This window comes from Kordiimonas gwangyangensis DSM 19435 = JCM 12864, from assembly GCF_000375545.1.
In the GTDB taxonomy this organism is placed as follows: Bacteria; Pseudomonadota; Alphaproteobacteria; order Sphingomonadales; family Kordiimonadaceae; genus Kordiimonas; species Kordiimonas gwangyangensis.
Map to the genome: position 1 here is coordinate 144969 of NZ_AQXF01000004.1, position 12997 is coordinate 157965.

General features: G+C 58.9%; 10 protein-coding genes. 8 read left to right on the forward strand and 2 right to left on the reverse strand.

Annotated features, from left to right (window positions below):
* Window positions 1-92: 92 nt before the first annotated feature.
* The 6 genes from B150_RS0112235 (at window position 93) to B150_RS0112260 (ending at window position 8474) form a co-directional block, all read left to right on the forward strand.
* Window positions 93-2372, forward strand: a complete 2280-nt coding sequence (locus tag B150_RS0112235) for a TonB-dependent receptor (protein WP_020400222.1) — start codon at window positions 93-95, stop codon at window positions 2370-2372.
* Between the two features lie 133 nt (window positions 2373-2505).
* Complete coding sequence (locus tag B150_RS0112240) at window positions 2506-4164, forward strand: carboxylesterase/lipase family protein (RefSeq protein WP_020400223.1); 1659 nt, start codon at window positions 2506-2508, stop codon at window positions 4162-4164.
* Window positions 4161-5747: a long-chain-fatty-acid--CoA ligase gene (locus B150_RS0112245; RefSeq protein WP_020400224.1), complete on the forward strand. Its 1587-nt coding sequence runs from the start codon at window positions 4161-4163 to the stop codon at window positions 5745-5747. The genes B150_RS0112240 and B150_RS0112245 overlap by 4 nt, the downstream gene beginning before the upstream one ends.
* Window positions 5748-5873: 126 nt before the next feature.
* Entirely contained in the window at window positions 5874-6512 is a 639-nt protein-coding gene (locus B150_RS0112250) for a TetR/AcrR family transcriptional regulator (protein WP_051078164.1), read from the forward strand.
* Window positions 6513-6598: 86 nt separating this feature from the next.
* The gene (locus tag B150_RS0112255) at window positions 6599-7480 is read left to right on the forward strand and encodes an SDR family NAD(P)-dependent oxidoreductase (RefSeq protein WP_020400226.1); all 882 of its coding nucleotides are present in this window, start codon (window positions 6599-6601) and stop codon (window positions 7478-7480) included.
* Window positions 7481-7562: 82 nt separating this feature from the next.
* Complete coding sequence (locus tag B150_RS0112260; protein ID WP_020400227.1) at window positions 7563-8474, forward strand: sugar phosphate isomerase/epimerase family protein; 912 nt, start codon at window positions 7563-7565, stop codon at window positions 8472-8474.
* Here B150_RS0112260 and B150_RS0112265 read toward each other — a convergent pair.
* On the reverse strand, window positions 8471-9475 hold the full coding sequence (locus B150_RS0112265; RefSeq protein WP_020400228.1) for a LacI family DNA-binding transcriptional regulator: 1005 nt from the start codon (window positions 9473-9475) through the stop codon (window positions 8471-8473). The genes B150_RS0112260 and B150_RS0112265 overlap by 4 nt on opposite strands.
* 63 nt (window positions 9476-9538) lie before the next feature.
* Window positions 9539-10768, reverse strand: coding sequence for a nucleoside permease (locus B150_RS0112270; protein ID WP_025896791.1), 1230 nt, complete (start codon window positions 10766-10768; stop codon window positions 9539-9541).
* Window positions 10769-10934: 166 nt separating this feature from the next.
* Between B150_RS0112270 and B150_RS0112275 the strand changes: the two genes are divergently transcribed.
* Both B150_RS0112275 and B150_RS0112280 read left to right on the forward strand, forming a co-directional pair.
* Entirely contained in the window at window positions 10935-12089 is a 1155-nt protein-coding gene (locus tag B150_RS0112275) for a Gfo/Idh/MocA family protein (protein ID WP_025896792.1), read from the forward strand.
* The gene (locus B150_RS0112280; RefSeq protein WP_020400231.1) at window positions 12086-12997 is read left to right on the forward strand and encodes a sugar phosphate isomerase/epimerase family protein; all 912 of its coding nucleotides are present in this window, start codon (window positions 12086-12088) and stop codon (window positions 12995-12997) included. The genes B150_RS0112275 and B150_RS0112280 overlap by 4 nt, the downstream gene beginning before the upstream one ends.

Genomic DNA, 12997 nt, shown 5'->3' on the forward strand with positions numbered 1-12997 from the left:
ACACGCGTGAGAGTGAACATTGACGAGTGTGTGAATACGTGCCATGATCTCATTGTGCCGAAATTTGAAAGCGGCACGGAAGGGGAGGAAATATGAAAGGTTTTCTACGCGCTGCGGCATGCTTTGCCGCGGTGACCGCAGGCTCCACCATTGCCTATGGTCAAGCTGCCGATCTTGGGGAAGAAGAGACGCAGGCCAAAGCAAAGTCGACAGACACTGAACTGCAGGAAATCATCGTAACGGCGACGCGCCGGAACGCACGCTTGCAGGATGTGCCACTGTCGGTAACGGCATTCACCCAGGACAAACTCTCGGATGAGGGTGTTGTAGGTTATGAAGGCATCGCGCACCTGACACCGGGTGTTGTGGTCAACCGCCCGACACAGAACTTCAACAACTTCACCGCCCGCGGTATCGCTACCAACGGTTACGGTGCCAACCTGCAAAGCACGGTTGCCATCTATATCGATGAGCTGCCGATCTCCGCGAACGGCAACTCCACCATTCTTGACCCCAACCTGTATGATGTTGAGCGGGTCGAGTTTCTGCGTGGCCCGCAGGGTACACTTTTTGGGTCAGGCTCGCTCGCAGGCGCGATGCGGATCATCACCAAAAAGCCGGACCTTGATGAGTTCGAAGCCTCCGCACTTGTCGATTATGGCCTGACGGGATCTGATTCGTTCCGGCAGCGTTATAATGGTATGATCAACGTGCCGCTGGTGAACGATGAGCTTGCCCTCCGTGTCGTGGGCTTCTACCGCAACGAAGACGGTTACCTCGATAACGTTGGTACCGGCGTGCACAATTCCAACTCGCTCGAGGCTTGGGGTGGCCGCGCCGTTCTGCTGTGGGAGCCGACCGACCGTCTGGCTGTCAAGCTGCTCGCGAGCCATGAGGACAGCTACCCGGAGGATTCGTCGCTCACGAACCCGGCCCTTGGCCGTGAGAAGCGCAACTCCGAACGGCCGGATCTGTTTACTGGTATCCTCACGAGCTATAACGCCACCATCGATTATCAGTTTGATGGCGCGCAGTTCACCAGCTCGACCACCTATTCCGACTTCGACCAGCAGTTCTTTGTCGATCTCGCGAACACGTTCGCCTTCACCATTCCGTTCCGGCTTGATGCAGCAGCCTATGACAAAATCTTTGTCGAGGAAGCCCGCCTCGTGTCCGATAACACAAGCAACTGGGAATGGGTCGTTGGTGGCTTCTATTACTACAAGCGCCGCGATGTTGATTTCGCCTACCGCGCCTCTGACGAGTTCCTTGATGCACGGGGCCTGACCGGGCTGCCGAACGACACCTACACCCTGTTCTATAACCACACCAACATCCATGAAGCAGCGGGCTTTGGTGAGCTGACCTACCGCTTCTCCGACAGCTTCTGGGTCACGGGTGGCCTGCGGTATGGCAGCATCTCTGTGCAGACCATCACCGAAGAAGGCGGCTACCAGAGTAACTATCTGACAGCAGCCCTCACCGGCTACAGCGGCCCCCTTGCCATCGCACCGGTGGTTGCGGCAACGGGCGAAAAAGCATCGGCCAGCAAATTCGCTTGGAAGGGCAGCGTGTCTTATAAGCCGAGTGATGACATCACTACCTACGCGACCGTATCCACGGGCTTCCGTTCGCCGATCGTGAACGCGCGGGCGGGGCTGCCAAGCCTCAATGACCCGAACGATATCATCATTCCAGACGGCGCAAGCTCCGACAAGTTGATCAACTATGAAGTGGGCCTTAAGGGCACATGGTTTGACGGCAGGTTCACCGCCAACCTCGCGGCTTACCTCATCGACTGGAAAAACATCCAGGTACAGGCAAACCGTGTGTCTGACTCGGTCCAGTTCGCGACCAACATCGGTGCGGCGCGCAGTAAAGGTATCGAGTTTGAGCTGATGATGAACCCGGCGGACGGTTTCACCATCAACCTCAATGGCTCCTTCAACGATTCGAAAGTGACGGAACTGACGGCTGAAGAAGCCGCCTTCTCCGGCGCGGTTGAAGGCGCGCGGCTGGCGTCACCCCACTTCCAGGGCTCGGCGCTCGTGAAATATGCGTTCGACATCGGCGATGATGCGCGTGGGTATGTGTCCACGACCGTGACCCACGTAGGGTCATTCCCGGGCCTGTTCCAGTATGTGGCTGGCCAGCCGGGTGTGGAACAGCCGACCTATGACTACACCGACAGCTTCGAGAATGTGAACGCTCATATCGGTTATGAGCGCGATAACTGGTCGCTGATCGCCTATGCGGAAAACCTCTTTGATAATCACGAGACCACCTATGTGCACCCGGAGGCGTTCCTCGCCAGCCGGTACGGCACCTTGCGTCCGCGCACGGTCGGACTGAGGTTCAGCATCGAGTATTGATGCTGGGTTTTGAGTAGGGAGCAAACCGGGTTTGTGCGCATGCAAACCCCTTCCTGCACCGGCTCTGCCCCAGTGGCGGTAGAGCCGGTGCATCCTTGCCCAGAGGGGCGGAACTGAATTCGGGGGATATCAAGTGTTCAGGATTGCAGGATTTGGACGGCAGCTGAAACTGGCCGCACTGTCGGTTGCGGCAATTGCCTCACTGTCATGTGCTTCATCGGCAAAAGGCCCGGTGGTGGAAGCACCCGCGGGTATGATTGAAGGCAAATCAAAAGGCGACCTGAATATCTTCAAAGGCATCCCCTTTGCCGCCCCGCCTGTTGGCGACTTGCGCTGGAAAGCCCCCGCGCCCGCGCCCAAGTGGGACGGCGCACTGGAGGCATCCGATTTTGGCCCCGCCTGCCTGCAGCCGGTACGCACCTCCGGCAGCATCTATGCCGAAGACATGGGCGCCATGAGCGAAGATTGCCTGAGCCTCAATATCTGGGCACCGAAGGGCGCCAAAAAGGCTGGCGTCTTTGTCTGGATTCATGGCGGTGCGCTCAGGGCTGGTGCTTCGAAGCAAAAAATGTATGACGGCTCGCGCCTCGCGGAAGAGGGTATTGTCGTTGTCTCGATCAATTACCGGCTTGGCGTGCTCGGGTATCTTGCGCATCCGGAACTGAGCGCTGAGACGGACGAGAATATCTCCGGCAACTATGGCCTGCTGGACCAGATTGCTGCGCTCAAATGGGTGCGGGAAAACATCGCATCATTTGGTGGCGACCCCGAGAATGTCACCATCGCGGGCGAGAGTGCGGGGGCGCTCAGTGTCATGTATCTGATGGCATCCCCGCCCGCCCGTGGCCTTTTTGATAAAGCCATCGCGCAAAGCGCTTATATGATTACCACGCCGCCGCTTCGGCAGGCGGAATACGGCCAGACGCCACAGGAAGATATCGGTGTTTGGCTCACCGGCAAACTGGGTGCATCGAACCTCGCTGACCTGCGAGCAATGGACGCGGAAAAGCTGGCCAACGACGCGCTCACCCTCGGTTTTCAGCCGTTTGGTAGTATTGACGGCGTGGTCCTGCCGCGCCAGCTGGTTGAGGTGTTTGACCGAGGTGAGCAGGCACCTGTGCCAGTGCTAACGGGCTTCAATAGCGGCGAGATCCGGTCGCTCCGCTTCCTGTTGCCACCAAAGCCCGAAAGTGCGGAAGCCTATGAAGCTGCCGTGCGCAAAGGCTACGGTGAACTGGCAGACGCTTTCTTCAAACGTTATCCGGCTGAAACGATGGAAGAAAGCATGCTCGCCACCACGCGGGATGCCATGTACGGTTGGACATCCGAACGGCTTGTGGCGAAACAGGCCGCCCTTGGTGTGCCGTCCTACCTTTATATTTTCGACCATGGCTATCCGGGTGCCCAGAAATGGAACCTGCATGCCTTCCACGCGGCGGAACTGCCGTTTGTGTTTGGTACCTGGAAAAAGACGCCAGACTGGTGGCCGCGTGTTGACGGCAACACCGCCGACCTCAAAACCGTTGAAGCCATGATGGGCTATTGGTCCTCTTTCGTGAAAACGGGGGCGCCCTCGGCAAAGGGCTTCCCTGCGTGGGGGCCCTACGCGGACGCTGAAGCCTATATGTATTTTGCCGATGTGCCGCGGGCCGCGAATGACCTGCTGCCCGGCACCTATGAACTCCATGAAAAAGTGGTGTGCCGCCGTGTGAAGGCTGGCGGCATTTCATGGAATTGGAATGTCGGCGTTATCGCGCCACCGTTACCTGCAGCTAGTTCGGAGTGTCCATGAAAGACGGCGCCATGCAGCCCTTTGGGCTGACCCTAGAAAAGTTTCTCGACCACGCGGCCAAATGGCACCCGAATACCGAAATCGTCACAGCAACTGACGGCGGCAAGGTTGCGCGTATTGGCTATGCTGACCTGCATGCGCGCGCCCACCGGGTATCGGCGGTGCTGGCGGGCCTTGGTGTCGCCTTTGGTGAGCATGTGGCCACGCTTGCCTGGAATACGCAGGCCCATATGGAAGCATGGTACGGCACCATGGGCATGGGGGCTGTGTGCCATACCCTCAACCCGCGCCTGACCGCAGAACAGCTTGCCGAAATGATCGCCCAGTCCGGCGCGCGCATACTGGTCGCGAGTGCGGACCTGCTGTCGCTCGCCGCGGAGATTGCTGAGCTATCACCGAGCCTATGTCATGTGCTGGTGATTGATGGCAGCAAGGACGGCTGGCGCAGCGACAGTGCTGACGCCGCAGAGCTGGAAACATTGATTACCGCGACACATGTGAAAGCCGACTGGGGCCAGTTCGATGAAAACGCGCCTTGTGGCCTGTGTTTCACCTCCGGCACCACGGGTGCACCCAAGGGCGTTACCTACACACACCGGTCCAGCTATCTGCACACGCTCCGGCTGCTGCAGGCTGATGTTATCGGCCTGACATCGGCTGATGTGGTGTTGCCGGTTGTGCCCATGTTCCACGCCAACGCGTGGGGCCTGCCGTTTGCCGCTCCTGCCGCGGGCTCCAGACTTGTGCTGCCGGGGCGGCAGGCGGACGGCGAAAGCCTCGCACAACTGATCATGCGCGAAGGGGTGACCGTTGCTGTCGGTGTGCCCACCGTGTGGGTTGGCCTCGCCGACTATCTCGACCGCACGGGTGGTGAAGTGCCGTCCCTGAAGCGCATCATTGTTGGCGGCGCGGCCATGCCGCCCGCCTTGATGGAACGAATTGAGAGGCGTTTGGGTGCCATGGTGCAAACCAGTTGGGGCATGACCGAACTTTCACCCTCCGGCACGTTTGCGCCGCCTGCGGACCCTGACCGCGCGCCGCACCGGTCCGGTCGTCCGGCCGTCGGCGTCGACCTGCTGATCACCGATGCGGACGGCAAACCGGTGCCCAACCAACGCGGTGACGAAGGGCATTTGCGGGTGCGGGGTGCGGCGGTGATTGAACGGTATTTTGGCCACGATAAGCCGGCGACCGACCAGAACGGCTGGTTCGATACCGGTGATCTGGCGCGCATTGACCATGAGGGCAACCTCACCATCACCGGGCGGTCAAAAGACCTGATCAAATCGGGCGGAGAATGGATAAACCCGGCCGAGATTGAGGCGGTGATTGGTGCGATCCCCGAAGTTTCCTTTGCTGCGGTCATTGGCCGCAGTGACGAAAAATGGGGTGAAAGGCCGGTGCTGCTTGTGGAGATGCGGGAGGCGGAAGGCATGACGGACGAGGCGCTTTTAGGCGCGCTCAATGGTCATGTCGCCTCGTGGTGGGTGCCGGATGAAGTGGTGCGCCTCAATGAGATGCCCCTTGCCGCGACCGGCAAAGTAGACAAAATACGCCTGAGGTTGGAATATGGCGGAAATTGAGGTGGTGATTCTTGCCCGGATCGCCGACAAAGGTTTCCAAAATAGGTATTGAAAGGCGAAAGAGTGTCCGCAGCAACCAGTAAAGCGCCGCGCAAGAGACAGGCCAAGGAACAACAGCGCGCCGAGATGATCGAACAGATCCTCGATGCGGCGGAATATCTATTCTCGAAGCATGGCCTTTACGGCGTAACGCTCAAGGATGTGGCAAAACGTGTGGGGGTTCACCACACGCTGCTGAACTATTATTTCAACGACAAGAAGACCCTGTTTGATGAGGTTTTTGCCCGCCGCGCGGTGATCACCAGCGAGCGACGCATGACCATGCTTGAGGAATACGAGCGCAAGACAGCTGGCAAACCAACGGTGGAAGGTGCGCTTCGTGCCTTCCTTGATACCGACCTTGATCTTTATATCGAGGGCGGCGAAGGCTGGCGTAACTATGCCGCCCTTGGTGCGCAGGTTGCCAACACGCCTGAATGGGGCGCGGAGACCATGGACCGGCATTTTGACCCTGTGGTACTCAAGCTGATCGGCCTGCTCCGGAAAGCGCTGCCCGACTGTTCGGATGAAGATATCTTCTGGGGCTATCACTTTGTCACCGGTGCGCTCATGCTCACGCTCGCACGCACGGGGCGGATCGACAAGTTGTCGGGCGGCCTTTGCAAGTCCGACGATTTCGCGGCGGTGAAAGAGCGCATGTCCGCCTTCATGGCTGGTGGCTTCCTGACCATCTGCAAACAACGCAAGGACACACAGGCGTCCTGACCGCGGGGGTTGTCGCTCCCTCATCAGTCACGCCTCAATTATTCACTAAGTAGAGAGTGAGTATTTTTGACCTGAGGGGAATATCCGTGAGACTTGAGAACAGAACGGCAATTGTAACGGGCGCGGGTGGCGGGCTTGGCCGTGCGCATGCGCTGGAGCTTGCACGCCAGGGCGCCAAGGTGCTGGTGAATGACATGAACGGCGACTGCGCCGAACAGGTCGCGGCGGAGATTCGTGGTGTTGGCGGAGAGGCGCTGGCGTTCGCGGCGTCGGTTACCGATGAAGCTGCGGTGGCTGCCATGGTCGCCCATATGATGGACGCCTGGGGCCGGGTGGATATCCTCGTCAACAACGCGGGCATCCTGCGTGACAAGACCTTTGCCAAAATGAGCCTTGATGACTTCCGCCTCGTGGTTGATGTGCACCTGATGGGTGCGGCCATCTGCACACAAGCGGTATGGGGCATCATGCGCGAACAGCAATATGGCCGCGTGGTCATGACCACATCGTCGTCGGGCCTTTACGGCAGTTTTGGGCAGGCCAATTATGGCGCCGCAAAAATGGCGCTTGTGGGCCTGATGCAGACCCTGGCGCTTGAGGGTGAAAAATATGGCATCCGGGTGAATTGCCTCGCGCCCACGGCGGCAACACAGATGACAGACGGTATCCTGTCTGGTGATGCGCTCAAGGCGCTGGCGCCGGAACTGGTAAGCCCCGGCGTGGTCGCGCTTGTGCATGAGGACGCACCGACACGTGCGATCCTCTGTGCTGGCGGTGGCTATTTCGCCCGCGCCAATATTACCCTGACGGAAGGCCGATATGTCGGCAGTGGTGACGCGGCGGCAGAGCAAATTATCCGCGATTTTGACGCCATCAGTGATCGCGGGGGTGAGATTGTGCCAGCCTACGGCTTGATCCAGTCGGAGCGTGAGCTGGCAGGTGCATCGATTGCGCAAAACAAGGGCTGAAAAGCTGAGAGAACAGGGCAATTCAGCTAGATTTCTGGCGGGGTACGGCTAGTATGGTGAAGGCACGAATGAGGGGAAGATCATGACCATGCTAAAACCAACACGCCGCCATTTCCTTGCTGGCATCACGGGCGGTGCCGTGGCGCTCGCGAGCCCGCGCGCGCTATGGGCCTCCGCGGCTTCTGCGCCAGCCATTGGCGTACAGCTTTATATGCTCAAACAAAGCCTTGCGGACGACTTTGGCGGCACACTCCATGCGGTGGCCGCACTTGGCGTGAAGAACCTTGAGTTTGCGGGCTACTATGACCAGCCCGCCGCTGGGATGAAAGTCGCGCTGGCGGACTATGGCCTGAATGCCGTCAGCTCACATTGCCTGATGGCGAGCATGAGTGACGACAAAGCCAAGGAGGCGATCGACTACGGTGCCGAGCTTGGGCTCAAGACCGTGGTGGCGGCCATTCCTTACATGCGCCTCCTCGGTGAATGTCGCACGTGGGACGAGGCCATGCGCGGCGTGAGCCGGGATGATTTCCTGCATTCGGCGGAACGTTTCAACCGGTTTGGTGAGCTTGCGAACGCGGCAGGCCTTGTGTTCGCATATCATAACCATGCGTTCGATTTCACGAAATTCGGTGGCGAATACGGCCTCGATATCCTGCTCTCGAACACCGATGAAAACCTCGTCAAATTCCAGCTTGATGTCGGCAATACCGCGATGGCGGGTATTGACCCGCTCGCCTATTTTGCACAGCACAGCAGCCGTGTGCCATCGGTCCACATGAAGGACTGGAAGAAGCCGATGACACCGTCCCTTTATGACATGCCGGAACCAACACCGGTGGGCAGCGGTGTGCTCGATCTGCCCGCGCTCGTGGCCGCGCTCGCGAAGGCAGGTGTCGCGCACATGTATATCGAGCAGGAAAACATGCCGCGTGAGCTTGAGCTCGTGGCACTGGCGGCGAATGTGGATAACCTTGGCGCGCTCGGCGCTTAGGCTTTCGGTGCAGATGTGCTCGCCCGCACAATAAGCTCATAAGGGAGGGTCAGGTGCCGCGCCTCATTGGTGCGGCCCTCCATCACTTCAAAAAGCATGGCCACGGCTTCTGTGCCGAAGGCTTCCGTCGGCTGGGAAATGGTCGTCAGCGGCGGGTCGGTATAAGCCGCGAAGCTGAGGTTATCGAACCCGGTTATGGAAACATCGGACGGCACCGAAAGGCCCGCCTTCCTGATCTCATGCATGGCACCGATGGCCATTTCGTCATTGAAACACACCATGGCGGTCGGGCGGTTGGATGCCGCCAGCAGGGTACCTGCGGCGGCCGCGCCTGACGCAAGGCTATAGTCGCCCTCGGTGACAAGGGAAGCATCAAAGCTGAGGCCCGCAGCCGTCAGCGCCTGCCGGTACCCGTCAAGTCGCGCAGCGGTCAGGGGGCTTTCCGCAGGGCCGGAAATCACCGCAATACGTTTGTGACCAAGCGCGAGCAGATGGTCGGTCAGCGCTTTTGCGGCACCGCTGTTATCAAGGGTGACGGTGGGCATGCTGTCATCGTCCACACATTCACAGCAGTTGATGACGGCAGGTGTCACACCTTCGCTGCAGTCATCATCCGCGAGCGGGAACCGTGAACTGAGCTGGATGATGCCGTCCGCCTGGTTGGTGTGCAGTTGGTGTGCAAGCTCGCGCTCCACCTCGGCGTCGCCCATGGTGTTGCCAAGCACGACACTATAACCGCGTGCTTTCGCCGCCTGCTGGATACCGCTGATCACCATGGCGAAAAACGGGTTCGACAGGTCAGGCACCAGCACAAGAATGGAATAGGATTTACGCGAGCGGAAGTTGCGCGCCATCAGGTTCGGCTTGTAGCCGGTCTCCTTGACGGCGGCGAGCACCTTTTTGCGCGTCTCCTCCGAGACCACGTCAGGCGTGCTGAGTGTGCGCGAAACGGTTGCGACCGAAACGCCCGCGATCTTCGATACCGCGCGTATATTACTCATGCCTGAACACTCCCATCACATCGCCGGGCTGCAATATATGGACAGTGGGCGAACTAGGCAACGCTATTGCGCGTGGGCCCCTGCGGCCCTGTCGTCTGCCTTGCGGTCATTGAACAGCACCGCGAACAGGATGGCGACCACGGCCGCAAACGCACACGGCACCCACCAGATGCTGGCCCAGCCGCGTACCGCGTCCACGGTATAGTGGTCCACAATCAGGCCCGACAGGCTGGAGCCGATGGCAAGGCCGACACCGTATGTGAGCAGGGTGATAAAGCCCTGCGCGCTTGCGCGGATTTTGCTGTCCGCCTTGCGGTCCACATAAATCTGCCCGGTGACGAAGAAGAAATCGTAACACACACCGTGGAGGAGGATGCCGGCCACGAGCAGCGAAACGATGGCGCTGTCGGCAGCGCTCGCGAATAGCGCATAGCGCGCGACCCAGGCAATCATGCCCACTAGCAGCATCCATTTCACGCCAAGGCGGCGGAAGAAGAAAGGCATCAGCAGCATGAAGGCCACTTCTGACATCTGCCCCATGCTCATTTTCGCGGCGACACCTTCAACCCCAAGCTCATTGAGGTAGAGGTTGGTAAAGGCGTAATAGAACGCCAGCGGGATTGAGATCAGGAGCGAGCAGAGCGCAAAGATGGCAAATGACCGGTCCTTGAGGAGCGATAGCGCATCAAGCCCCAGCACATCCCTGACCGTGACCTTCTCCCCAGCCTTGCCCGGCGGTGTGTTCGGCAGGGTTAAGCTATAAAGCCCCAGAATGACGGAGGCGAGAGCGGCCATTTTCATCGGCAGTGCTGTGGCTTCCACATTGGTGCCAAAACGCGCGAGGCCATAGGTGATCACAAGCCCCGCCACAATCCAGCCAACGGTGCCCCAGACCCGCACACGCGGGAACTGTTCATCCGGGTTCTGCATCTGACCAAATGACACGGCATTCACCAGTGCAAGCGTCGGCATGTAGCAGGCGTTGTAGATCATCAGCCCCGCGATGATGGGGCCGGCTTCCGCCATGCCCGCGACAAGGTAAAGCGTGATGCCGCCTGCGATATGCAGCACCGACATGATTTTCTGTGATGCGAAGAAGCGGTCAGCAATCAGGCCGATGAAAAAGGGTGCGATGATCGCGGCGATATTATTGGTGAGATAGGCGGTGCCGATCTCGGCCCCGGAAAAACCGATGGCGGCCAGATAGGTGCCAAGCGTGACAAACCATGCGCCCCAGATGAAAAACTGCAGGAACATCATGATGCTAAGCTGTGTGTATGCTTTTTTGCCCATCTTCCCCTCCCCAAGGAAATATATACCGGCGATCGGCGCACCGCTGATACGCACCGCATATAGAAGAGCTAGCCCGATTTCCCGATCTTGACAAGGGAAAATGTAACCGGTTACATAGACGCCACTACACCGAAACAGGTGCACACTTTGGGGGGCTGAGGGCAGCGTGGTCAATCTCACTGCGGCAATTATCGGAACGGGCTTCATGGGCCCGACACATGCGGAAGCGCTGGCACGTATTGGCGTGCAGGTGCGCGGCATTCTCGGTAGCAGCGCCGCAAAGTCTGAAGATGCACGCGCTGCCCTCGGTCTTGCAAAAGCTTACACAAGTTATGACGAGGTGCTGGCTGACCCTGCAGTGCAGGCGGTGCATCTGTGTGTGCCCAATGTGCTGCACGCGGATTATGCCAAACGTGCGCTTGCGGCTGGTAAGCATGTGATGTGCGAAAAGCCGCTTGCCATGACCACAGCTGAAACGCGGGAGCTTGTTGCACTTGCACGCGAAAGCGGGTTGGCGGCTGGTGTGTGTTATAACCTACGCTATTACCCCTTGAACCTGCATGCCCGCGCCCTTGTGGACGGGGGTGACATTGGCCGGTTGCACCATGTGAACGGATCTTATGTCCAGGACTGGCTCCTCCATGATACCGACTATAACTGGCGGCTGAATTCAAAAGAGAGCGGCGCCCTGCGTGCGGTTGCCGATATCGGCACACACTGGATGGATATGGTCAGCCATATCACCGGGCACACCATCGAAGCTGTGTTCGCCGACCTCACCACATTCTACAAGACGCGGAAAAAACCGGTGGGTGACACTGGCACCTTCTCCCGCGGCGCGGAGGGTGAGCGCGACTACGAGGATGTCTCCATCGACACTGAGGATTACGGCGCCATCATGCTGCGCCTCTCAGGCGGTGCGGTGGGCAGCCTGCATGTCTCCCAGATGGTGGCGGGGCGCAAGAATGCGCTGCGCTATGAGATTGCAGGCTCCAAATCCTCCCTCGCGTGGGACTGTGAACGGCCTAACGAGCTTTGGATCGGGCACCGCGACAAGCCAAATCAAATGCTGCTGAAGGACCCATCATTGATGGCACCCAACGCGGCGCATCATGCTTCTTACCCGGGTGGGCATTCGGAGGGGTATCCCGACACCTTCAAACAATGTTTCCGGGCTTTTTATGACCATATCGCCGCTGGCCTCAGTGGCGATCCACAGTACCCCACCTTCGAGGACGGCCACCGGCAGGTAGCGCTTTGTGAGGCCATCCTTGAAAGTAACCGGACCGCTACATGGGTCCGGCTGGAGAGTGAAGAATGAAACTGGGCTTCCAAAGCGCCATCCTTGCCGACCTCAACTTCGAGGAGGTGATCGACTTCGCGGCTGAGAACGCGTTTGAGTGTGTCGAGCTGATGTGTTGGCCAAAGGGCGCGAGCGAACGCAAATACGCTGGCGTCACCCATGTTGATGTGACCGATTTCACGCCTGAGAAAGCCGAATATTACCTTGAATATGCGGCAGGGAAAGGTGTTGAGATCAGCGCGCTTGGCTATTACCCGAACCCACTGTCACCGGATACGGAAGAAGCCGAGGTTGCTGTCACCCACATCAAACGGGTGATTGATGCCGCCGCCATGATGGGCCTCAAGGTGGTGAACACCTTTGTCGGCAATGACTGGACCAAAAGTGTGGACGATAACTGGCCGCGCTTCATCGAGACATGGAAGCCACTGCTTGCCCACGCGGGAGCCAAGGGCATCAAAATAGGCATCGAGAACTGCGCGATGTATTTCACGGCGGACGAATGGCCGTCAGGCAAAAACCTGGCGCGCAGTCCCGCCATCTGGCGGCGCATGTTTGCGGACATGGGTGTGGCACACTTTGGCCTCAACTACGACCCGTCGCATTTCGTCTGGATGCAGATGGACTATATGAAGCCGCTGACGGAATTTGCTGACCGCATTTTCCATGCCCACGCCAAGGACGTGCGGGTGGACCGGGAGAGGCTTGATGACCTTGGCACCATGGCCTTGCCGCTTGAATATCATGACCCCTGCATCCCCGGTGAAGGCGATATCGATTGGGGCAAATATATTGGCGGGCTGAAGGCTTCGGGCTTTGACGGTGCCTTCTGTATCGAAGTTGAGGACAAGAATTACGAGGACAGCCTCGCCAGCCGGAAAAAAGCGCTGCTGCTGGCGCGTGATCACCTACGCCAATTCATGTGA

What these genes read in the sequence shown, in the direction of transcription:
- B150_RS0112250 (WP_051078164.1), top strand. Translation starts at nt 5,874, where the DNA reads ATGATCGAACAGATCCTCGATGCGGCGGAATATCTATTCTCGAAGCAT.
- B150_RS0112235 (WP_020400222.1), top strand. Translation starts at nt 93, where the DNA reads ATGAAAGGTTTTCTACGCGCTGCGGCATGCTTTGCCGCGGTGACCGCA.
- B150_RS0112260 (WP_020400227.1), top strand. Translation starts at nt 7,563, where the DNA reads ATGACCATGCTAAAACCAACACGCCGCCATTTCCTTGCTGGCATCACG.
- B150_RS0112265 (WP_020400228.1), bottom strand. Translation starts at nt 9,475, where the DNA reads ATGAGTAATATACGCGCGGTATCGAAGATCGCGGGCGTTTCGGTCGCA.
- B150_RS0112245 (WP_020400224.1), top strand. Translation starts at nt 4,161, where the DNA reads ATGAAAGACGGCGCCATGCAGCCCTTTGGGCTGACCCTAGAAAAGTTT.
- B150_RS0112270 (WP_025896791.1), bottom strand. Translation starts at nt 10,768, where the DNA reads ATGGGCAAAAAAGCATACACACAGCTTAGCATCATGATGTTCCTGCAG.
- B150_RS0112280 (WP_020400231.1), top strand. Translation starts at nt 12,086, where the DNA reads ATGAAACTGGGCTTCCAAAGCGCCATCCTTGCCGACCTCAACTTCGAG.